This window comes from Pseudomonas siliginis, from assembly GCF_019145195.1.
GTDB classification, from domain to species: Bacteria; Pseudomonadota; Gammaproteobacteria; order Pseudomonadales; family Pseudomonadaceae; genus Aquipseudomonas; species Aquipseudomonas siliginis.
On record NZ_JAHSTW010000009.1, the window covers coordinates 77,860 to 99,746 of the forward strand.

The following is a 21,887-nucleotide window of genomic DNA, read 5'->3' on the forward strand; positions in this document are numbered from 1 at the left end:
TTTCAGGTTAATGCCCGCTGGCAGCAGGCCCGGCCTTGGCGGCAAACGGCGGCTTAGCCAGCCACACGATCAGAATCAACCCCATGAACCCCCAGCCCAGCAACGTGAAGTAATCCACGGTGGAGAGCATGTACGCCTGGCTCGTGAGGATCTGATCCATCTGCGCATACGCCGACTGACTCGCCCCACCTAACGTATTCAACGTCTCGCGCGTTGCCGGCTCGAAGGTGCTGATGCTTTCGCTCATATACGCATGATGCTGATCGGCCCGGCGAATCCAGATCCACGTGGTCAGTGAGGCCGCAAAGCTACCGCCCAGCGTCCGCAGGAAAGTCGCCAGGCCTGCGCCGTCAGCGATCTGGCTCGGCGGTAAGTCCGACATGAGAATGCTCAGAGTCGGCATGAAGAACAGCGCCACACCGATACCCATGAACAACTGCACCAGCGCGATGTGCTGGAAGTCGACCTCGTTGGTGAACTCGGCACGCATGAAGCAGCTCAGGCCAATCGCCAGAAACGCAATGCCGGCGAGCAGACGCAGGTCGAACTTGTGCGCGTATTTGCCGACAAATGGCGACAGCAGCACCGGCAGAATCCCGATCGGCGCCACCGCCAGACCGGCCCAAGTCGCGGTGTAGCCCATTTGCGTCTGCAACCACTGCGGCAGAATCAGGTTGATGCCGAAGAACCCGGCATAACCCAGCACCAGCACGAGCGTGCCGATGCGGAAGTTGCGATGGGCGAACAGGCGCAGGTTGACCACCGGATGGCGGTCGGTCATTTCCCAGATCACGAACACCGCCAGCGCGACCACGGAAATCGCCGCGCCGACAATGATGAAATTCGACTCGAACCAGTCCAGGTCATTGCCCTTGTCGAGGATCACCTGCAACGCGCCGACACCAATGATCAGCGTGATCAGGCCGACGTAATCCATCGGCTGGCGACTGGTCACCACCGGCCGTTTCGCCAGTTGCGAACGCACCACCATCACCGCAAAGATGCCGATCGGCACGTTGATAAAGAAGATCCAAGGCCAGCTGTAACTGTCGGTGATCCAGCCGCCGAGAATCGGCCCTGCAATCGGCGCGACCACCGTGACCATCGCCAGCAGCGCCAGGGCCATCCCGCGTTTCGCCGGCGGATACACCGCGATCAACAGCGTCTGCGTCATCGGGTACAGCGGCCCGGCGACCAAGCCTTGCAGCACGCGAAAGCCGATCAGCTCAGGCATCGAAGTCGAGATACCGCAGAGAAACGACGCCAGCACAAACAGCATCGTCGCCCACAGAAACAGCTTCACCTCGCCGAAGCGGCGGCTGAGCCAACCGGTCAGCGGCAGCGCAATCGCGTTGCTCACGGCAAACGAAGTGATGACCCAGGTGCCCTGCTCCGAACTCACCCCAAGGTTGCCGGAAATCGTCGGCAGCGCCACGTTGGCGATGGTCGTGTCGAGCACTTGCATGAACGTCGCCAGCGACAGGCCGATGGTGCTGAGCAACAGGCTGGGCGGCGTGAAAGAAGCGTTATTGCTCATTGTGAATCCTATGAAACCTGATGGTCGCTGCGGCCTGATGAACACAGGCGGCCCTGTGGTAGCAGGCCCTTGTGGCGAGGGGACTTATCCCCGCTGGGTCGCGAAGCGGCCCCTCTTTTGGCTCAGGAAAAACGGGCCTGCTGCGCAGTCCAGCGGGGATAAATCCCCTCGCCACAGATAACCCCTCACCACAGAGCCTGCTTCTGATCCGGTGTGCTCTCAGCGCTGTGCGGTCTTGCCCGCTGCTGCGCTGTTGTCGTGAATCAACTGGGCAATCATCGCGTCCGCTTCGGCCAGTTGGCGGTCATACACATTGGTGCTGAACGAAGCCTTTTGCGGCGGTTGCTGGGCCAGCACCGGGCCGCTCTGGTCGTGCAGATTGACCTCGACATTGGTCGACAGACCGACACGCAGCGGGTGCCTGGCCAGCTCTTCGGCATTGATGTGGATACGCACCGGCACACGCTGAACAATCTTGATCCAGTTACCGGTGGCGTTCTGTGCCGGCAGCAAGGCAAATGCGCTGCCGGTACCGGCACCGAGGCTGTCGACGGTGCCGCTGTATTTCACGTCGCTGCCATAAATATCGGCCTCGATATCGACTGGCTGACCGATGCGCATGTCACGCAGTTGGGTTTCCTTGAAGTTGGCGTCGATCCACAGCTGATCCAGCGGAATCACCGCCATCAATGCGGTGCCCGGTTGTACGCGCTGGCCGAGCTGCACGGTGCGCTTGGCGACGTAACCGGTGACCGGCGCGATCAAGGTGCTGCGCGCATTGGTCAGGTAGGCCTGACGCAGATCGGCAGCCGCCGACATTACGTCCGGATGCGACGAGACCACGGTGTCGTCGACCAGTGCGCTGGTGGTTTTCAGTTGCTGTTTGGCGTTAGCCAAGGCGTTCTGCGCCGAGGTCAGGTCGTCGCGGGCGTGGGACAGCTCTTCCTGGGAAATCGCCCCGCCCTGGGCGAGATTTTTCCGCCGGTTGTAGTTGTCCTGGGCCTTCTGCACTTCGGCCTGCTGCGCGTTGACCTGGGCTTTCATTCCGTCGACGTTGCTATACAGGCCGCGCACCTGACGCACGGTGCGCGCCAGTTTCGCCTTGGCACTTTGCAGGCCGACTTCGGCATCGTTGGGGTCGAAGTTGACCAGCACCTGGCCTTCCTGGACCAGATCCCCGTCGTCGGCACCGATGCTGACCACGGTGCCGGTGACAAGCGGCGTGATCTCCACGACGTTGCCGTTGACGTAGGCATCGTCGGTGCTTTCGTTAAAGCGCCCGATGAACTCGTGATAGGCCCAGACGCCGGCAATGGCGAGCAGGACCACCACAGCGAGGGCCAGCAGCATCACCTTGCGTTTGCGCGGGTTGCCGGTGTCCGGGGTGTTGTCTTGAGCTTGGGTGTTTTCGGCAGTGGCCATGACAAATACCTTGAATTATGGGTGCGACGAGGCTGGGCTGGCGTTGGCTGCGTTCAGGTTTTCACCCTGAAAGCCGCCGCCCAGCGCTTGCATCAGTTGAATCGACAGGTCGATCTGCTCGGCATTGAGGGTCGCCAGCTGACGCTGGGCCTGGAGCAATTGCTGCTCGATGCTGAGCACGTCCAGGTAGTTGCCGATGCCGGAACCGTAACGCTGGACGACGGTGTTGTAAGAATCCTGAGCGATGTCGGTGGCGTGTTGCTGCGCGCCGATCTGCCGGCCGATATCGCGCAGCTGGTTGATGGTATCGCCGACATCACCCAGGGCTTTGACCAGGCTCTTGTTGTACTGCGCCACCGCCAGATCGTAATCGGCGTCGCGGGCATCGAGGTTGGCGCGCAAGCGTCCGCCATCGAAAATCGGCAACGACACGGTCGGCGCGATGTTGAAGAAGCGGCTGGCCGAACCGAACATCGCATCACCCAGCAACGACTCGGCGCCGGCCGAGGCCGACAGATTGAGGTTGGGATAGAAACGGGTTTTCGCCGCATCGATGTCTTTGCTCGCCGCCTCGACACGCCAGCGCGCCGCGACCAGATCCGGGCGGCGGCCGAGCAGTTCCGCCGGCAACACCGACGGCACCGCCACGGCGCTGGCTTGCAGGACTTTTGGTCGAGCGATTTCGTTGCCACGATCCGGGCCTTTGCCGAGCAATACCGCCAAGGCGATTTTCGCGCTGTTCAGGCGTTTTTCCGCGTCGATCAGGCTGGCCTGAGAACTGGCTTCCAGACTCTGGGTTTGCTGAAACTGGTACTGGCTGTCGATTCCCGAACTCAAGCGGCGCTGGCTGAGGTCGAGCATTTGCCGGGTGCGCTTGAGGTCCTCGCTGGCAAGGTCGTAAACGATGTGCGCCTGACCGAGATCGCTATACGCACGGGCGACGTCAGCGGCAAGTGTCAGCTGCGCGGCCTGACGGTCGACTTCAGCAGCGCGAGCCTCGCCGAGGGCGGCTTCCCAGGCATCGCGCTGGCCGCCCCACAAATCGAAGTTGTAATTGAAACCGGCGCTGACATTGCGCACCGTCGCATAGGCACCGCCCTGCCCCAGCGGATCCTGATCACGAGCCAGCCGCGAACGGCTGATACCGGCGCTAGCGTCGAGGGTCGGATAACGCTCGGCATCGGCGGCATAGGCGGCGGCACTGGCCTGATGGGCGCGGGCTGCGGCGATCTGCATGTCCGGGCTGTCGCGCAGGGCTTCGCGGATCAGGCCGTCGAGCTGCGGATCACCGAGGCTGCTCCACCAATCGCTTTTCGGCCACGCCGCTGGCGACAGGGTGACGCCTCGCAGAGACTGCGCTGTCTTCAATTGCGCGGCGTCGAGGCGCTGGCCTTCGGTGTCGAGGCCGCTGTAATTGGCGCAACCGGCGAGGATCATCGCCGACAGCAACAGCGTCAGGCTGCTGCGCATGATTTCAGCGTTCATTGTGTTCACCCAAACGCTGGACGGTGATCGGGTCACCGGCGGCCAGGAGGATTTTCTTGAGGATGTATTCCAGGGTTTTCAGCTCTTCGCGGGAGATCGCGCCGGCCAGCTCATTCATCGCATCGGCACCGATGTGCGGCAGACGATCAGCCAGTTGCTGGCCCTGCTCGGTCAGCTTCAACTGCACCTGACGGCGGTCGCCTTCGCTGCGCTGACGAAGCAGAAAAGCCTTCTGCTCGAGACGATCGAGCATGCGCGTCATCGACCCGCTGTCCAGCGACAGATGCCGGCACAGCTCAGCCGGGGTGTCGACGCCGAACTGGGCCATGATGATCAACACCTTGAACTGCGCGGCGGTGATGCCGTGAGGTTCCATATGGGTATCGATGATCCGGTCCTTGAGCAGTGCGGCACGACCGAGCAACAGGCCGAGGTGGCAATGTTTGAATTCTTCCGGGGTGAAATGCTTCATGGCTCGACCTGATAACTGCCTAGGCAGTGAATGTATGTCGAGATGTTACTGCTTAGGCAGCGAATGTCAACGCAATAGTTAGGGGGCTTGGTAATTAGTTGACCAGTGGGCTGGGTTTTATCGCGAGAGCGACCGCATTCGCGAGCAGGCTCGCCCCCACAGGGAAAACGCGTCCCAATGTGGGAGCGAGCCTGCTCGCGAAGGGTGCGACTCGGTTCAAATGAGCAGATGCGCTCTAGAAATCCCGCTTGTAGAAAATATCCAGCGAACTCGCCACGCCGCTCGCCGCTTCGACGTAGACCTTCTTGCTCAGCTTGTAGCGCAGGGCAATGGTGCTGGCCGGTTCGAATACACCCACTCCATAGCGCAGGCTGAGTTTTTCCGAGATGTTACCGCTGGCGACGACGCTGGTGTCGTTGCCGCTGCCTTGGGTGTCGAGCTGGAAATCCTCAATGCCCAGATCCTTGGCCAGACCACTGGTGACCCCGGCGCTGCCCATCAGGCCCAGGCCCAGCGCGGCTTGCGCGAGCATGTTGTTGTCTTCGCCATTGGTGCTCAGCGGGCGGCCCAGCACCAGGTACGACAGCGCCTGTTCCTGACTCATCGCCGGTTCGGAGAAGATCTGCGTGGTCGGCTGTTCGGCGCTGCCGCTCAGGCGAATACCGGCGATGACGTCGTCGGTCTGGCGGATCGCTTCGATGTCCAGATACGGCTGGTCGATGGGGCCGGCGAACAACAGGCGCGCACGACGCACCGTCAGGCGCTGGCCGTAGGCGCGATAGCGGCCGTCGTTGAGCCAGAGTTCGCCACGGGTGTCCATGTTGTCGCCGATGTGCACCTGACCTTGCAGATTGGCGGTCAGGCCGAAACCGGCAAAGCTCAGCTTGTCCTGGCCGACGATCACGTCGATGTCCATTTTCATCGCGATCGGTGGTTTGCCCTCTTCGGTCTGCGCACCAACGATGATCGTGTCGTCGGAGACTTTTACCGTCGATGGCGGCAGCTCGCGCACGGTGATTTCGCCTTTCGGCACCAGCACCTTGCCGGCAACTTTCAGCTCATCGCCGGCCATGGAAATCTTCAGATCCGGGGCCATTTCAAGCTTGGCGTAGGGTTCGACGCTGACCGGCAATTGCGAGCCCTTGAGCGCCAGATCGACCACCAGTGCCTGACCCCAGGCGACGTTGCCGTTGAGGCTGCCCTTGCCAGTCTTGCCGCTGTTCCAGCCGCCGTCCAAGCGCACCGCTTCGCCGGCGATCGCTGCAGTCAGTTGCAGATTCTGCAGCTCCATCGGCAGTTCGGCGCCGGACACTTCGCCATCGCTGAGCTGCACAGTGCCGTTGACCAGCGGCGCGAGCAGGCCACCGGAAATAGTGCCGCTGCCGTTGAGCCGGCCGGTGAGTTTTTCCACCATCGGCACGAACGGCCGCGCCACCGACAGGTCGAGGCCAGAGAGGCGGAACGAGCCGCTCAGCGGTTTGTTTTTCGGCAGCGGATTGAGCTGCGCCTGCACCAGCAATTCGCCAAGTTTGCCGCCGATAAAATTGAGCTCGGTGTCGACGCGCTTGGGCGTGAGCTTGCTGCTGAGTTTGAGGGTCTGGTAGGGGAAATCCAGCCAGCGATCCTTGTCGCGCACGCGCAGGGTGCCGCCACTGGCATCGACACTGACCACGCCGTTCGGGCCGCTCGCCGGCAAGTCCAGTTGCAGATCGGCGTTGAGTCGGCCCTGCCAGGCGAAGTCTTTGGGCAGCCATTGCGCAAGGCTTTCGATCGGGAATTGTTTGAGGTGATAACGCAGCTTCGGCTCGGGCATCAGGCGCTGGTCTTCGCCACACAGGCTGGCATTGCCGGACAGCCAGCAATGCGCGCCGAAATTGATCTGGCCGTCCGCCAGGCGTTCAAGTCTGGACGGGCTTTGCAGCTTCCAGTCCTGGCCACCGGCCTGAATGTCGCCACTGGCCAAGCGTCCGCGCCAGTTGCCCTTGTCCAGATTGCCGTCCAGCCCCAGCGCCAGTTTCAGCTTCGGTCCGATCAGGTCGAGATTGAGTTTCTGGCTTTTGATATCGCCCTGAGCACTGGCGGTCAGGGTGCCGAGCGAAGTATCGCCGGCCTGAATGCCGCTGCCTTTGAGATTGATCTTCGCCCGCTGCGCACTGTCGAGCGTGGCGTCGAGGTTGAGGCTTTGCAGGCGATTGTCCTGGAAGGCCAGTTGCGAACCTTGCAGATCGAGCTTGCCCTGCGGCGCCTTCAGCGTGCCGGCGACGTTGACCTGACCGTTGACCTGCCCGCGCAATTGCGGCCACAACTGGGCCAGACGCGGCAGCTTGATGTCGATCTGTCCGCCGAGTTTGTCCTGCAGGCTGCCCTTGCCATTGATGCTGTTGTCGCCGAGGCGGATCTGCAGGGCATTGAGATTCCACCGCTCGCCCGCGCCGTCAGCCTTGGCCTGGAGGACCGCCGGCTGACCGCGCAATTTGCCTTTGAGATCGAGGTTGGCGCTGAGGCTGAGCTGATCATTCTTCATCTCGCCTTTGCTCTGCAACGGCCCGGCCAGCGTACCCGGCAGCTCCGCGACCCAGTACGCCGGGTTGAGCGCCGACAGGTCCAGCGCGGTATCCCAGGCGATGCCGTCGGCGAAGCGCACATTCACGTGTCCTTCGGCCTTGCCCTGCCCGGCCTGCATGACCAGTTGCGGCAAGGCGATCTGTTCCAGACTGCCGCTGAACGGACTGCTCAAGGTGAACGCGCCGGCCGGGCCATCCAGCGCGGCGTCGAAATTACCGAGGTACTGGCCGTCGGTGTAGGACACTTCGCCGGTAAAGGTGCGCAACGTCACTTGCGGCTCGTCGATTTCCGGATAGAGCCGGTGCCACGGGAAGTCTTGCCAGTTGATATTGGCCTGAGCGCTGAGGCCCATGCTCCAGTCGACGTTGCCGGTGAGTTTGAGGCTTTGCGTGTCGTTGGCATTGAGGTCGAGGCCGGCGATCTGCGCGCCATTGGCGTCAACCTTGCCCTTGAGCAGCAGCGCCACTGGCGATTTTTCGGCGGGCAGCGTGGCGTTGCCGAGCAGTTGATAACCGTTTTTCAGGTTGCCTTCGCCCGTGAGCACAAGCTGATTGAATTGCAGGGTGTCCGGCAGATCGGCGCTGGGTTTGAACGCGTCGCTGGTGATGCGCAGCTTGGCCGGCAGGTTTTCCGCCAGCGCTTGCAGTTCACCGTTCAACTGGCCGTCGAGGTAGCCACGGCTGTCGGCGTGCAGGTTGAGGGTTTTCAGCAGATCGCCTTCAACTTTCAGCGCCAGCGTCCACGGCTCGCTGCCGGGAGACGGCAAAGTCAAATCGCCCTGAATCGTCAGCGGCCAGTTGCCGCTCGGTTGCAGCAGGCCGGACAGGTTCAGGCTGAGCTCGTCGCGCTGCAATTTCACGCTGTCGATCTGCAGGCCCTGAGCGGTCCAGTGCGCCGCCAGTTGCAAGCCCTTGAGCTGTTCGCTGCCGTTGAACAACAGGCTGCCGACTTCGACATCGCCCAGTTCAATGGCCAACGGCAATTGCAGGTCCGGCAGTGTGATCGGGCCGCTCTCGGTGGTTTCTTCGCTCGGCGGGAATTGCAGGATTACCTGCTCGGCCTTGAGCTGATCGATGCACAAGGTCATGCGCGTCAGGCACAGTGGCGACCAGGCGAAGATCGCCTTGTTCAGCTCGACGCGGCTTGTGTCCTGCTGCCACACCAGGTGATCGGCACTCCACTGCCCAGCGAGGCGACCGTGGAAATTCTCCACGCTCAAGCCAGGTACAAGGCCCAGCGCCCAACGGCTGCCGGCCTGCGTGCCAAGCAGTGCAGCCAGGCTCAGGACGATCAACATGACCAGCGCCAACAGCGTCAGCGCCGTTATTTTCACACCACGCTTCACAGCTCAGGCCCCATGGAAAAATGCAGCCGGATGCCGCCGTCGTCGTCCAGCGCATGGGCCAGGTCAAGGCGAATCGGCCCGACCGGCGAGACCCAGCGCACACCTACACCGACCCCGGTCTTGAGGTCGGGCAGTTCGAGTTTGTTGAAAGAGTTGCCTTGGTCGACGAAGGTCGCGACCCGCCATTTCTCGGCGATCGAATACTGATACTCGACGCTGCCGGCAATCATGTAGCGGCCACCGATGCGGTCGCCGTCAGAGTTTTTCGGCGACAGGCTCTGATAGTCGTAACCGCGCACGCTCTGATCGCCACCGGCAAAGAAGCGCAGCGATGGCGGAATCGAGTTGTAGCCGTTGGTGGCGCTGCCGCCGACCTGCACGCGGCCGAGCAGGCGGTGCCTGTCGAACACCGTGGTCAGGCCCTTGACCAGCGCGGTGCCGTATAAAAGGTTGTTGTCCGAACCGAGGCCTTCCTTGGCCACTTTGCTTTCGAAGCTCAGGCGATAGCCGTTGCGCGGGTCGATGCGGTTGTCGCTTTTGAGGTACGAATAACTGATGCCGGGCATGAGCAACGTGCTCAGGCCGGAGTCGTCGCCGAGTTCGTATTCTTCACGTTGCCATTTCAGCGAGATCACCCGCTGCCAGCCGCTGGGCAACTTGCTGTGCCATTCCGGGCCGAACGTCAGCAGCTTGCTGAGGGTGTCGGAGCCTTCGATGTCTTCGAACTGATAGCCGCCGGCCCAGCGCAGTTTGTCGGTCAATGGCGGGTCGAGCGGGATGTCGTAGAACAGCCCGACGTTCTGCCGGGGCGCCGAAAGTTCGGCCTCCCAGCCATAGCTGTCGCCCTGCGGGTTGACCCAGTGACGCGTCCAGTTGGCCTTGATCCGTGGCCCGACGTCGGTCGAATAACCGAGGCCCAGGCCCATCGTGCGCGGCTTGCGCGTGTCGAGTTTGACGGCGACCGGAATCACATCGTTCTGCGCTGCCGTCGGTGCCGCGTCGACGCGCACGCCTTCGAAATAGCCGCTCGATTGCAGGTCGCGATTAAGTTCGGCGATCAGTTCCGAATCGTAGGGTTCGCCTGCCTTGAACGGCACCATGCGTTGCAGCAGGTCTTCGTCGAAGGGCGTGTCGCCCTCGAAACTGACTTTGCCCAGCGCATAGCGCGGGCCGCTGTCGTAGATCAATTCGATGTCGGCCACGCCCGCGCGGGGATCGACCATGAGCTTCTGGCTGGTGAAATGGCCGCTGAAGTAACCGAAGCGCGAGGCCTGGTTCTGGATCACCCGTTTGGCGTCTTCGTAACGGCCATGGTTGAGCACGGCGCCGGACTTGAGCAGGTCGCCTTTCGGTACGCGGAACGATTTCAGCGAGGCCGCCGGGCCGTCGACGCGCACGGTGACGTTGCGCAGGCGAATGGGCTCGCCGGGATCGATGTTCAGCACCAGACGCGGTTTTTCCCCGCCCTTGACGTCACTGTCGATCTGCGGCTGGTAGTAGCCCAACGCCTGCGCCGCTTTGCGCGCCTGCTCTTCGGCGCCGCGACTGAAACGCAGCAAGGCTTCTTCGTCGCGATCGCCGAGGCTGCCGATATAGCCTTCTATATTGGCCTTGAGTTCATCGTTGGACGGCTTGATCCGTACATCCAATTCACTTTGCGCCAGCGCCGCGCAGCTGGATAACAGCATCAGCACGCCGCTGGTAAATCTTCGTGGAAACTTCATAGGCGCGGATGCTATCACGGGCTCGGGAGCCTGATAGAACAGGTAATTTGTGAAGAAGTTCGATCATTATCCCGTTGCTGTTTGTAACACCTGCGGATTGGCATGGAAAAATACGTGTTCGCGCACCGGCCCGACGGCAACCTCGCCGATCTCCTGATAACCCTGCCTTTTATAGAATTCCAGGTAGCGTGGGTTGCCGGTGTCGAGCACCACGCCTTGCGAGGTTTCATCAACGGCGCACCAGTTGTGCACGGCGGTGAGCAACTGTTCGCCGTAGTGCTTGCCCTGAAACTGCGGGTGCACACCGAGCAGCGGCAGCATGTGCACCGAGTCACCCGGCACGCATGCAGCCACGGCATCGTGGTATTCCAGATAACGCCGGGTGCAGCGAAAACCGGTGCTGAGCACCATGCGCAAGCGCCACGCCCAACTTTCGGTAACGCCCAGGCGCCGTTGCGGCGGTGCGATCAGGGCGATGCCGATCAAGCGATCGTTGACCAACAGGCCGATCGCCGGCAGGTCCTGGAGAAAATGCTGTTTGACCAGCTCGCGCACCGTCGCGCGCACCCGTTGTTCATAGCCGGGACGTTCGGCTTCGAACAGGTAGCCGAAGGTCGGCTCGTGGCGATAGGCCTGATACAGCAACGAGCGGGCTTCGCGCGAATAGCCGCGGTCGAGCATGTGGATGTCGGCAACGGCGGTCTGGGTTTCAGGCATTGCAGTGATTCTCCCCGGGGGCGCGCTCGGAGGCTGGCGCGCTTGTTGGTACGAACCTTGGGCGGATGTGGTGGTTCCCCTGACAGGTTAGACCAGCCTCGGATCTTCATCGACTGGGCGGGCCTCATCGCTGGCAAGCCAGCTCCCACAGTGTCTGCGTCGTTCACAACATTTACATACACCACAGAAACCTGTGGGAGCTGGCTTGCCAGCGATGGGGCCGGGACAAGCGCTACAAATCCCACAGGTGAAATTGATTTGTCCCACACTGGCCCATCTCCCCCATGTCAGCTAGCATCGCCCTTTTGCCAGGACTGCCGACCATGAAGATTGTTTCCTTCAACATCAACGGACTGCGTGCCCGTCCGCATCAGCTGGCAGCGCTGATCGAAAAACATCAGCCCGACGTGATCGGCCTGCAGGAAACCAAGGTCCACGACGACCAGTTCCCCCACGACGACATCCGCGCCCTCGGCTACCACGTGCACTTCCATGGCCAGAAGGGCCATTACGGTGTCGCCCTGCTCTCGCGCAACGAACCGATCGCCATCCATAAAGGCTTTGCCACCGATGAAGAAGACGCGCAACGGCGCTTTATCTGGGGCACTTTTGCCGATGCCAACGGCGTGCCGGTGACGATCATGAACGGCTATTTCCCACAAGGTGAAAGCCGCGACCACCCAACCAAATTCCCCGCCAAGGAGCGTTTCTACAGCGACCTGCAAGCGCTGCTGGAAAGCCAGTTCCACAATGAACAGCCACTGGTGGTGATGGGTGATGTGAACATTTCCCCGGAAGACTGCGACATCGGCATCGGCCCGGACAACATGAAGCGCTGGCTGAAAACCGGCAAATGCAGCTTCCTGCCGGAAGAACGCGAGTGGATGGCGCGCCTGAAAAACTGGGGCCTGACCGACAGCTACCGTCACCTCAATCCCGACGTGAGCGACATGTTCAGCTGGTTCGATTATCGCAGCCGTGGCTTTGAAGATGAACCGAAGCGTGGCCTGCGCATCGATGTAATTCTGGCGTCCCATGGCCTGCTGCCACGGGTCAAGGATGCCGGCGTGGACTACGAACTGCGCGGCATGGAAAAACCGTCGGATCATGCGCCAATCTGGCTTGAGCTGGCCTGATCCAGCCTGAGGGAATTTTCATTGTGGGAGCGAGCCTGCTCGCGAATGCGGTGGATCAGCGACGAATTTTTCGACTGACACGCCGCCTTCGCGAGCAGGCTCGCTCCCACAGGTAATCCCCTGTCATATTTCGGTCACGCGCCTGACTTAATCTCCCCGGCAATCCCCTTGGCTTGATTCGGTGCCGGCATGACCCTGCGTGTTCTTTGCGTTTTCCTGTTGAGCGGCTGGCTGTCGGTATCCGCCGTCGCCCTGCCGATCCCCGAAAACGGCCCGGCTTTACGCATTCAGGGCTCCAACACCATCGGCGCCGAACTCGGCCCGGCGCTGGTCGAAGGCCTGTTGCAGGAACAAGGCCTGCTGAAAATCCACCGCGAAACCCCGGACACCGCCAACGAACAACGCATCGTCGGCCAGACCGCACAAGGGCAACGCGTGGTCATCGAAGTCGCCGCCCACGGTTCCAGCACTGGCTTCACTGCATTGAAAAACGCCAGCGCCGATCTGGCCGCCTCTTCCCGTGAGATCAAGGACAGCGAACTGCTTGCCCTGCAAGCCCTCGGCGATCTGAAAAGTCCGGCGGCCGAGCAAGTCATTGCCATCGACGGCCTGGCGATCATCCTCAACCCGGCCAACCCGCTTGAGCAGTTGAACACCGAGCAACTGGCGCGGATTTTTGCCGGCGAAGTGAAAACCTGGGAAGACATCGGTGGCCGTGGCGGCGCCATACACTTATATGCGCGGGATGATCAATCGGGGACGTACGACACGTTCAAGGAACTGGTCCTGAGCCGGCGAGGGAAAAGTCTGAGCAGCGCGGCGAAACGTTTCGAATCCAGCGAGCAATTGTCCGACGCCGTCAGCGCCGACCCGCAAGGTATCGGCTTCATCGGCTTGCCTTACGTGCGTCAGGCCAAAGCCGTAGCGATTGCCGACGGCGCCTCGCAAGCGATGCTGCCGCTGAACAGTCTGATCGCCACCGAAGACTATCCGCTGTCGCGGCGCTTGTTCTTTTATCTGCCGCCGGACAGCCGCAATCCGTGGGCACAGGCGTTGGCCAGCTTTGCCCAGAGCCCACAGGGACAGGCGGTCGTCGCGGCCAGCGGTTTTGTCAGCCAGACCGTACAAGCCATGAGCGTGGCGCCGAATGCGCTGATGCCCGAGGGTTATCAATCTCTCAGCCGGCATGCCCAGCGTCTGACAGTGAATTTCCGTTTTGCCGAGGGCAGCGCCAGTCTGGACAACAAGGCGCGGCAGGATCTGGCGCGGGTGCTCGACTATATAAAGCGCAATGGCAAGACCGAACGGGCGGTGACGCTGGTGGGGTTTGGTGATCTCAAGGATGACCCGGCGCGGGCCGATCTGCTGTCGAAGCTACGGGCGATGGCGGTGCGGCGTGAGCTGGTCAAAAACGGTGTGGTCATGCGCGAAGTCCGCGGCTTTGGTGCGCTGATGCCGGTGGCGACCAACAGCGCGGATGAAGGGCGGATCAAGAACCGGCGGGTTGAGGTTTGGGTGTTCTGATCCTGATGTCGATGTGCTGAATGTACAGGCCCTTTCGCGAGCAGGCTCGCTCCCACATTGGATCTGTGGCGTGCACAAATCTTGTGGGAGCGAGCCTGCTCGCGAATGAGGCGACGCGGTGTTACTGGCCGCTACGCAGCATTTCCTTCGGCACATACTTGCCGATCTCGAACTTGCCAATCGCCGCGCGGTGCACTTCGTCGGGGCCGTCAGCCAGACGCAGGGTGCGTTGCATCGCATACATATAGGCCAGCGGGAAATCGTTCGACACCCCTGCCCCGCCGTGCATCTGGATCGCCCGGTCGATCACCCGTAAGGCGACATTCGGCGCCACCACTTTGATCTGCGCAATCTCGCTTTTCGCCACTTTGTTGCCGACGGTGTCCATCATGTACGCCGCTTTCAACGTCAGCAGACGCGCCATGTCGATCTCCATCCGTGAGTCGGCGATCTTGTCGATGTTGCCGCCCAGACGCGCCAGTGGTTTGCCGAATGCGGTGCGGCTCACCGAGCGTTTGCACATCAGTTCCAGTGCACGCTCGGCCATGCCGATCGAACGCATGCAGTGGTGAATGCGGCCTGGGCCAAGGCGACCCTGAGCGATTTCGAAGCCGCGTCCTTCACCGAGCAGGACGTTTTCGTACGGCACTCGCACGTTATCGAACAGCACTTCGGCGTGACCGTGCGGTGCGTCGTCGTAACCGAACACCGGTAGCGGCCGGACGATCTTCACCCCGGGGGTATCAACCGGTACGAGGATCATTGAGTGCTGGGCGTGACGCGGCGCGTCGGGGTTGCTCAGGCCCATGAAGATCAGAATCTTGCAGCGCGGATCGCAGGCACCGGAGGTCCACCATTTCTTGCCGTTGATCACCCACTGATCGCCATCACGCACGGCACGGGCGGCCATGTTGGTCGCGTCGGAAGACGCCACATCAGGCTCGGTCATGGCGAACGCCGAACGGATCTCGCCGCGTAGCAGCGGCTCGAGCCAGCGCTGTTTCTGCTCTTCGTTGGCGTAGCGCACCAGCACTTCCATGTTGCCGGTATCCGGCGCCGAGCAGTTGAACGGCTCCGGCCCGAGCAGGGAACGGCCCATGATTTCCGCCAATGGCGCATATTCGAGGTTGCTCAGGCCGGCGCCCAGCTCGGACTCAGGCAGAAACAAATTCCACAGCCCTTCAGCCTTGGCCTTGGCCTTGAGCTCTTCCATGATCGCGGTCGGCTGCCAGCGATCGCCCTCGGCGACCTGGCGTTCGAACACCGCTTCGGCCGGGTAAACGTAAGTGTCCATGAACGCAGTCACGCGCTCACGCAGTTCCTGAACCTTGGGCGAATAAGCGAAATCCATGGGTAGTTACCTTCTCGGGCAGAGGTTGTTCAAGTCATGCAATCGATGCTAGAACAGCGCTGATCATTTACCTAGCCTATTCTCGGCGTGTATAAACATTCATCACCAATATATGATCCGCTGATCGTCAGCCCCAAAACACTTGCACTTAATAACAAGAGAAGCCGCGTTATGAATCTGAGCAAGGTCGACCTGAACCTTTTCATCGTCTTCGACGCGATCTACACCGAAGCCAACCTGACCCGCGCCGGGCAGATTGTCGGCATCACCCAGCCGGCGGTGTCCAACGCCCTGGCGCGGTTGCGCGAAACCTTCAACGACCCGCTCTTCGTGCGTACTGCCCAAGGCATGGTGCCCACGCCGATGGCGCAGAACATCATCGGCCCGGTGCGCAACGCCCTGTCGCTGCTGCGCGTGTCGGTGCAGGAAAGCCGCATCTTCAACCCGGCGCAGGCGGCCAAGACTTACCGCATCAGCATGACCGATTTGACGGAGGCAATCATTCTGCCGCCCCTGTTCCAGCGCCTGCGCCGCCTAGCGCCGACGGTGATCATCGAAAGCTTTCTGTCGAAACGCCGGGAAACCACCAAGGAACTCGCGGCCGGGCGTCTGGATTTCGCCGTGGATGCGCCGCTCAACACCGACCCGCAGGTGCGCCACGTCAAGCTGATGGACGACCGTTACGTCTGCGCCATGCGCAAGGGCCATCCAATGGCGGGCAAGGAAAAACTCAGCCTCGATGACTACCTGTCGCTGACTCACATCCATATCTCCAGCCGGCGCAGCGGTCTGGGTTATGTCGATCTGGCGCTGGGCAAAATGGGCATCCAGCGCAAGATCGCCCTGCGCTCGCAGCACTATCTGATGGCCTCGCAAGTGATGCAGCAGACCGACATGGTCATGACCGTGCCGGAACGCTTCGCCCGCCGCCATGATTTGCAGTCGTTCAATTTGCCGGTGAATGATGTGCCGTCGGTGGAAACGCATTTGTACTGGCACGAAAGCACCGACCAGGACCCGGCCAACCGCTGGATGCGCGAGCAGATGATCGAGTTGTGCCAGCAGGTGACGGCGCAGGAGAAGAAGCTGGAGAAGGTGTAGGGCTTTTTTACCGCGTTATCGTTCTTCGCGAGCAGGCTCGCTCCCACATTCGACTGCATTCCTTCCGGTGAAATGCAATTCAGTGTGGGAGCGAGCCTGCTCGCGAATAGGCCGGCAAACGCAGCGAGGATCTTGAGCCTTGACGTAAACGTAAACCACCGATTAGCTTAGCGCCATGCCCCTTTTCCGAGCGCTTTCATGAGCAGTCAGACCTACAGCATTTCCGATCTCGCCCGCGAGCTGGACATCACCACCCGGGCGATCCGTTTTTATGAAGAGCAAGGCCTGCTCAGCCCCGAGCGTCGTGGCCAGGAACGTATCTATTCGCCGCGCGACAAGGTCACTCTGAAGCTGATCCTGCGCGGCAAGCGCATCGGTTTTTCCCTGGCCGAATGCCGCGAGCTGATCGAACTCTACGACCCGTCCGGCGGTAACACTAAACAGCTCAACAGCATGCTGGCGAAAATCAGCGAACGTCGCGAACAGCTCGAACAGCAGTTGCTGGATATCGAACAGATGAAGCTTGAGCTGGACACTGCCGAAGAGCGCTGCGTACAGGCGTTGGAGCAGACGCTCAAGAGCCAGCAAATAGCCCAGTAGTCTGCCAATACACCTTTCCCTGTGGGAGCGGGCTTGCCCGCGATGGCGTCGGGTCAGTCAACATCATTGCAGGATGTTCCGGCCTCATCGCGGGCAAGCCCGCTCCCACAGGGATCACCACGAATCCACGAAGCAGGTCCCACCCATGTCCCTCCCCTCCCAAGTACGCCTGATCGAAGTCGGCCCGCGCGATGGCCTGCAGAACGAAGCCCAACCGATCAGCGTCGCTGACAAAGTGCAACTGGTCGATGCGCTGAGTGCCGCCGGGCTCGGCTATATCGAAGTCGGCAGTTTCGTTTCGCCCAAGTGGGTGCCGCAGATGGCCGGCTCCGCCGAGGTATTTGCGCAGATCCAGCGCAAGCCCGGCGTGACCTATGGCGCGCTGGCGCCGAACCTGCGCGGCTTTGAAGACGCGCTCGCCGCCGGGGTCAAGGAAGTCGCGGTGTTCGCCGCCGCCTCCGAGGCGTTCTCGCAGCGCAACATCAATTGCTCGATCAGCGAGAGCCTGGCGCGGTTTGCGCCGATCATGGAGGCCGCCAAACAACACGGCGTTACCGTGCGCGGTTACGTTTCCTGTGTGTTGGGCTGCCCGTATGAAGGCACCGTTGCGCCGGAGCAAGTGGCGATGGTCGCGCGCGAGCTGTACGCGATGGGCTGCTACGAAGTGTCGCTGGGCGACACCATCGGCACCGGCACGGCGGGCGCGACCCGACGCCTGTTCGAGGTGGTCTCGGCGCAGGTGCCACGGGACAGACTCGCCGGGCATTTCCACGACACCTATGGCCAGGCCATGGCCAACATCTACGCCAGCCTGCTCGAAGGCATTGCGGTGTTTGACAGCTCTATCGCCGGCCTCGGCGGCTGCCCGTACGCCAAAGGCGCGAGCGGTAACGTTGCCACCGAGGACGTGGTGTACCTGCTCAATGGCTTGGGCATCGAGACCGGTATCGACCTGGACGCCTTGATTGCCGCGGGCCAGCAGATCAGCGCAGTGCTCGGCCGCCCGAGCGGTTCGCGGGTGGCGAAGGCGCGCAGCGCGCAGTGAGGTGTTACCGCTGCGTCAGCGATGTGGGCAAAAGCGAGTAACACGGAAACAAATTGTCTGGCTTTGCCTGGAGTCGAAAAAGCCTGAAAAAGTTAAGCCATTGATTTTTAAAGGTTTTTAAAAGTTGGCACGACACCTGCTATCTCTATCGCATAACAAGAATAAAAAGCCGCAAACCAATAAAAACAAGACGAAACGACTCTGACATAACAAGAACAACACGGCAGAGACGCAGCTAACAGATTTTTTTGGAGAAGGTGTGCTTTTCAGGGTGCTCTCAGGAGTGACCCGCAACCGGGCAGAGAACAATAAAACTACCTTCAGGTAGCTCCCGAATCGGTTGGATCGTTAAACGAGAAAGCAGATCAGCGCTCAAAAAAATACGTTTGCTCTTGACCCCGAATGGGGGTCGCCAAAAAAAGCTGTACAGGGCCACGGTTGCCAAAAACAACAACAGACCGACCCTCAATAATAAAAAGAGCACGCAACGACAAATTAAAGGGGAGCTTCGGCTCCCCTTTGTGCTTTCTGCAATTCCTGAAACCACCCCAATCCCTGTGGGAGCTGGCTTGCCAGCGATTGCGGTAGAACATTCAACATTGATGCTGGCTGACCTGACGCCATCGCTGGCAAGCCAGCTCCCACAGGGTTTAGGTTACCGCTCGGTTATTTTCAGCTCCTCGATACTGATCTCACGCATCCTGAATTTCTGGATCTTCCCCGTCACCGTCATCGGAAACGCGTCGACGAATTTGAAGTAACGCGGTGTCTTGAAATGGGCGATGCGTTCCTTGCACCAGGTTTGCAGCTCCAGCTCCGAGGCACTGTGGCCGGGGTGGAATTTGATCCAGGCGACGATTTCCTCACCGTAGCGCGAGCACGGAATACCGATCACCTGCACGTCCGCCACCGCCGGATGAGTGAAGAAGAATTCCTCCAGCTCACGAGGGTAAACGTTCTCGCCGCCACGAATGATCATGTCTTTGTTACGCCCGGCGATGTTGACGTAGCCCTCCTCGTTCATGCTCGCCAGGTCGCCGGTGTGCATCCACCCCGCCTCATCAATGGCTTCGGCGGTAGCCTGCGGGTTGTTCCAGTAACCGAGCATCACGCTGTAGCCGCGCGTACATAATTCGCCAATGGTGCCGCGCGGCACAAGGTTGCCGGCGGTGTCGATGATCTTGCTTTCCAGCTGCGGCTGGGTGCGCCCGACCGTGGTGACACGCAACTCCAGCTCATCCGCCGGCCCGGTCTGCAACGACACCGGACTGGTTTCGGTCATGCCGTAGGCGATCTGCACTTCGCTCATGTGCATTTCGTTGATCACCCGGCGCATGACCTCGATCGGACAGGTGGCGCCGGCCATGATCCCGGTGCGCAGGCTCGACAGGTCGAAGGTCTGCCGCTGCGGCTGATCGAGCATGGCGATGAACATGGTCGGCACACCGTACAGCGCCGTGGCTTTTTCTTCGGCCACCGCTTGCAGGGTGAGCGCCGGATCGAAAGCGTCGTTGGGGTAAATCATCGTGCTGCCATGGGTGACGCAACCGAGGTTGCCCATGACCATGCCGAAGCAGTGATACAGCGGCACCGGAATCACCAGACGATCGGCAGCCGTCAGGCCGAGGCTTTCGCCGACCATGTAACCGTTGTTGAGAATATTGTAGTGACTGAGGGTCGCGCCCTTGGGAAAACCGGTGGTGCCGGAGGTGTACTGGATGTTCACCGGTTGATCGAAATGCAGGCTGGCGCTGCGTTCGCGCAGTTGATCGGGCGAGACGCTGACTGCCAGATTGCTGAGCTGCGACCACGGCAGAAAACCGGGCGGCGGATTGGCATCGAGGCTGATCACGCCGCGCAACTCCGGCAGGCGTTCGCTACGCAGCTGACCGATGGCGTGCTCAGCCAATTCTGGCGCCAGGCTCTGGAGCATTGCGTGGTAATTCGAGGTCTTGAACGCACCCGCGCAGACCAGCCAATGGCAGCCGGATTGCTTGAGCACGTACTCGAGTTCGGAGCTGCGGTAGGCGGGATTGATGTTGACCAGGATCACGCCGATCTTCGCCGTGGCGAACTGGGTGATGCACCACTGCGCACAATTCGGCGCCCAGATGCCGAGGCGATCGCCGGTCTGCAAGCCCAGCGCGAGCAAGGCCCTGGCCTGCTCATCCACCGCTTCGGCCAGTTGCCGCCAGGAGTAACGCAACTGCTGATGGCGCACCACTAAAGCCTCGCCGTCAGGGTATTGCGCGACAGTCTGATCGAAGCGCTGATCGATGGTCATCGCCAGCAGGGCTTTGTCCTGAGAGCCACGGGTGTAGCTGCGCTGCGGGTTTGCACTGGGTTGATCCATGACGACCCCTATTGTCTTTATTAGTGGGTTTTCCCGGTTTTGAATCCCTGCGGGAGCGAACCTGCTCGCGAATACGCTGCGTCATTCACCCTTTAGGGCGACTGATACAGCGCTTTCGCGAGCAGGCTCGCTCCCACCAGAAACAAACCGATATCTGATCCTGAACTGCCCTTACTCTCGCCCAAGTTGACGCTTACGTAAAGCCGATTGACAGTCGAACTGTGGAAGCTTTACGTTAACGTAAAGCTGAACGCCGATTCGTCGTGCGCTCCACCCGATAAAAAAGCCAAAAGGTGCCACATGAGCTATCCATCCCTGAATTTCGCCCTCGGTGAAACCATCGACATGCTGCGCGATCAGGTGCAGTCCTTCGTCGCCGATCAGATCGCCCCGCGCGCCGCGCAGATCGATCACGACAACCTGTTCCCCGCCGACATGTGGCGAAAATTCGGTGACATGGGTCTGCTCGGCATCACCGTGCCGGAAGAGTACGGCGGCGCGGGTCTGGGTTATCTGGCGCACGTGGTGGCGATGGAAGAAATCAGCCGTGGCTCGGCGTCGGTGGCGTTGTCCTATGGCGCGCACTCCAACCTCTGCGTCAACCAGATCAACCGCAACGGCAATCACGAACAGAAAAGCAAATACCTGCCGAAACTGATCAGCGGCGAGCACGTCGGCGCCCTGGCGATGAGCGAGCCCAACGCCGGTTCAGATGTGGTCTCGATGAAGCTGCGCGCCGACAAACGCGGCGACCGCTTCGTCCTCAACGGCAGCAAAACCTGGATAACCAACGGTCCGGACGCCAATACCTACGTGATCTACGCCAAGACCGACCTGGAAAAAGGCCCCCACGGTATCACCGCATTCATCGTCGAGCGTGACTGGAAAGGCTTCAGCCGCAGCAACAAGTTCGACAAGCTCGGCATGCGTGGCTCCAACACCTGCGAGCTGTTTTTCGATGACGTCGAAGTACCGGAAGAGAACATCCTTGGCGTGCTCAACGGTGGCGTGAAAGTGCTGATGAGCGGCCTCGATTACGAACGCGTGGTGCTCTCCGGCGGCCCGACCGGAATCATGCAGTCGTGCATGGACCTGATCGTGCCGTACATCCACGACCGCAAGCAGTTCGGCCAGAGCATCGGCGAATTCCAGCTGATCCAGGGCAAAGTCGCCGACATGTACACCCAGCTCAACGCCAGCCGCGCCTATCTCTACGCGGTGGCCCAGGCTTGCGAGCGCGGCGAAACCACGCGCAAGGACGCGGCCGGGGTGATCCTCTACACCGCCGAACGCGCCACGCAAATGGCCCTCGACGCGATCCAGATTCTCGGCGGTAACGGCTACATCAACGAATTCCCCGCCGGCCGCCTGCTGCGCGACGCCAAGCTCTACGAAATCGGCGCCGGCACCAGCGAGATCCGCCGCATGCTGATCGGCCGCGAACTGTTCAACGAGACGAAATGAATTTCGTCAGCTGCAAGCCGCAAGCTACACGCTGCAAGAGATCCAC

15 protein-coding genes are annotated in these 21,887 nt (G+C 61.0%); 6 read left to right on the forward strand and 9 right to left on the reverse strand.

Annotation, left to right across the window (positions count from 1 at the left end):
- Positions 1 to 7: 7 nt before the first annotated feature.
- The 7 genes from KVG87_RS18385 to KVG87_RS18415 form a co-directional block, all read right to left on the reverse strand.
- Complete coding sequence (locus tag KVG87_RS18385; RefSeq protein ID WP_071172913.1) at positions 8 to 1,537, reverse strand: DHA2 family efflux MFS transporter permease subunit; 1,530 nt, start codon at positions 1,535 to 1,537, stop codon at positions 8 to 10.
- Positions 1,538 to 1,756: 219 nt separating this feature from the next.
- The gene (locus KVG87_RS18390) at positions 1,757 to 2,959 is read right to left on the reverse strand and encodes an HlyD family secretion protein (RefSeq protein WP_129999561.1); all 1,203 of its coding nucleotides are present in this window, start codon (positions 2,957 to 2,959) and stop codon (positions 1,757 to 1,759) included.
- A 15-nt stretch (positions 2,960 to 2,974) separates the two neighbouring features.
- Entirely contained in the window at positions 2,975 to 4,444 is a 1,470-nt protein-coding gene (locus tag KVG87_RS18395) for an efflux transporter outer membrane subunit (RefSeq protein ID WP_217851924.1), read from the reverse strand.
- Positions 4,434 to 4,916 (reverse strand): MarR family winged helix-turn-helix transcriptional regulator, encoded by a 483-nt coding sequence (locus tag KVG87_RS18400; protein ID WP_056788847.1) that lies wholly within the window; start codon positions 4,914 to 4,916, stop codon positions 4,434 to 4,436. Before KVG87_RS18400 ends, KVG87_RS18395 begins: the two co-directional genes overlap by 11 nt.
- Before the next feature lie 235 nt (positions 4,917 to 5,151).
- Positions 5,152 to 8,826, reverse strand: a complete 3,675-nt coding sequence (locus KVG87_RS18405) for a translocation/assembly module TamB domain-containing protein (RefSeq protein WP_217851926.1) — start codon at positions 8,824 to 8,826, stop codon at positions 5,152 to 5,154.
- A complete protein-coding gene (locus KVG87_RS18410) occupies positions 8,823 to 10,550 on the reverse strand; it encodes an autotransporter assembly complex protein TamA (RefSeq protein ID WP_217851928.1) in 1,728 nt (575 codons plus the stop codon). The genes KVG87_RS18405 and KVG87_RS18410 overlap by 4 nt, the downstream gene beginning before the upstream one ends.
- Positions 10,551 to 10,616: 66 nt before the next feature.
- Positions 10,617 to 11,267 (reverse strand): GNAT family N-acetyltransferase, encoded by a 651-nt coding sequence (locus tag KVG87_RS18415; protein ID WP_041477100.1) that lies wholly within the window; start codon positions 11,265 to 11,267, stop codon positions 10,617 to 10,619.
- Between the two features lie 323 nt (positions 11,268 to 11,590).
- Between KVG87_RS18415 and xthA the strand changes: the two genes are divergently transcribed.
- Both xthA and KVG87_RS18425 read left to right on the forward strand, forming a co-directional pair.
- A complete protein-coding gene (gene xthA / locus KVG87_RS18420) occupies positions 11,591 to 12,403 on the forward strand; it encodes an exodeoxyribonuclease III (protein ID WP_095182083.1) in 813 nt (270 codons plus the stop codon).
- A 189-nt stretch (positions 12,404 to 12,592) separates the two neighbouring features.
- Complete coding sequence (locus KVG87_RS18425; protein WP_217851930.1) at positions 12,593 to 13,927, forward strand: substrate-binding domain-containing protein; 1,335 nt, start codon at positions 12,593 to 12,595, stop codon at positions 13,925 to 13,927.
- A gap of 121 nt (positions 13,928 to 14,048) precedes the next feature.
- Here the strand turns inward: KVG87_RS18425 and KVG87_RS18430 are convergent, their stop codons facing one another.
- Positions 14,049 to 15,278, reverse strand: a complete 1,230-nt coding sequence (locus KVG87_RS18430) for an acyl-CoA dehydrogenase (RefSeq protein WP_016775307.1) — start codon at positions 15,276 to 15,278, stop codon at positions 14,049 to 14,051.
- A gap of 171 nt (positions 15,279 to 15,449) precedes the next feature.
- Between KVG87_RS18430 and KVG87_RS18435 the strand changes: the two genes are divergently transcribed.
- The 3 genes from KVG87_RS18435 (at position 15,450) to KVG87_RS18445 (ending at position 18,024) form a co-directional block, all read left to right on the forward strand.
- The gene (locus KVG87_RS18435) at positions 15,450 to 16,379 is read left to right on the forward strand and encodes a LysR family transcriptional regulator (protein ID WP_056788837.1); all 930 of its coding nucleotides are present in this window, start codon (positions 15,450 to 15,452) and stop codon (positions 16,377 to 16,379) included.
- Positions 16,380 to 16,577: 198 nt separating this feature from the next.
- Entirely contained in the window at positions 16,578 to 16,979 is a 402-nt protein-coding gene (locus KVG87_RS18440; protein ID WP_041477108.1) for a MerR family transcriptional regulator, read from the forward strand.
- A 145-nt stretch (positions 16,980 to 17,124) separates the two neighbouring features.
- Positions 17,125 to 18,024, forward strand: coding sequence for a hydroxymethylglutaryl-CoA lyase (locus KVG87_RS18445; RefSeq protein ID WP_041477111.1), 900 nt, complete (start codon positions 17,125 to 17,127; stop codon positions 18,022 to 18,024).
- 655 nt (positions 18,025 to 18,679) lie between these two features.
- Here KVG87_RS18445 and KVG87_RS18450 read toward each other — a convergent pair.
- Complete coding sequence (locus tag KVG87_RS18450) at positions 18,680 to 20,377, reverse strand: AMP-binding protein (protein ID WP_217851932.1); 1,698 nt, start codon at positions 20,375 to 20,377, stop codon at positions 18,680 to 18,682.
- 300 nt (positions 20,378 to 20,677) lie between these two features.
- Here KVG87_RS18450 and KVG87_RS18455 point away from each other — a divergent pair, with 300 nt between their 5' ends.
- On the forward strand, positions 20,678 to 21,841 hold the full coding sequence (locus tag KVG87_RS18455; protein WP_016775311.1) for an isovaleryl-CoA dehydrogenase: 1,164 nt from the start codon (positions 20,678 to 20,680) through the stop codon (positions 21,839 to 21,841).
- Positions 21,842 to 21,887: the final 46 nt, after the last annotated feature.

Excerpts from the sequence above, each read along its gene's own strand:
- KVG87_RS18385 (WP_071172913.1), bottom strand. The coding sequence starts at position 1,537 with ATGAGCAATAACGCTTCTTTCACGCCGCCCAGCCTGTTGCTCAGCACC.
- KVG87_RS18390 (WP_129999561.1), bottom strand. The coding sequence starts at position 2,959 with ATGGCCACTGCCGAAAACACCCAAGCTCAAGACAACACCCCGGACACC.
- KVG87_RS18395 (WP_217851924.1), bottom strand. The coding sequence starts at position 4,444 with ATGAACGCTGAAATCATGCGCAGCAGCCTGACGCTGTTGCTGTCGGCG.
- KVG87_RS18400 (WP_056788847.1), bottom strand. The coding sequence starts at position 4,916 with ATGAAGCATTTCACCCCGGAAGAATTCAAACATTGCCACCTCGGCCTG.
- KVG87_RS18410 (WP_217851928.1), bottom strand. The coding sequence starts at position 10,550 with ATGAAGTTTCCACGAAGATTTACCAGCGGCGTGCTGATGCTGTTATCC.
- KVG87_RS18415 (WP_041477100.1), bottom strand. The coding sequence starts at position 11,267 with ATGCCTGAAACCCAGACCGCCGTTGCCGACATCCACATGCTCGACCGC.
- xthA (WP_095182083.1), top strand. The coding sequence starts at position 11,591 with ATGAAGATTGTTTCCTTCAACATCAACGGACTGCGTGCCCGTCCGCAT.
- KVG87_RS18425 (WP_217851930.1), top strand. The coding sequence starts at position 12,593 with ATGACCCTGCGTGTTCTTTGCGTTTTCCTGTTGAGCGGCTGGCTGTCG.
- KVG87_RS18430 (WP_016775307.1), bottom strand. The coding sequence starts at position 15,278 with ATGGATTTCGCTTATTCGCCCAAGGTTCAGGAACTGCGTGAGCGCGTG.
- KVG87_RS18435 (WP_056788837.1), top strand. The coding sequence starts at position 15,450 with ATGAATCTGAGCAAGGTCGACCTGAACCTTTTCATCGTCTTCGACGCG.
- KVG87_RS18440 (WP_041477108.1), top strand. The coding sequence starts at position 16,578 with ATGAGCAGTCAGACCTACAGCATTTCCGATCTCGCCCGCGAGCTGGAC.
- KVG87_RS18445 (WP_041477111.1), top strand. The coding sequence starts at position 17,125 with ATGTCCCTCCCCTCCCAAGTACGCCTGATCGAAGTCGGCCCGCGCGAT.
- KVG87_RS18450 (WP_217851932.1), bottom strand. The coding sequence starts at position 20,377 with ATGGATCAACCCAGTGCAAACCCGCAGCGCAGCTACACCCGTGGCTCT.
- KVG87_RS18455 (WP_016775311.1), top strand. The coding sequence starts at position 20,678 with ATGAGCTATCCATCCCTGAATTTCGCCCTCGGTGAAACCATCGACATG.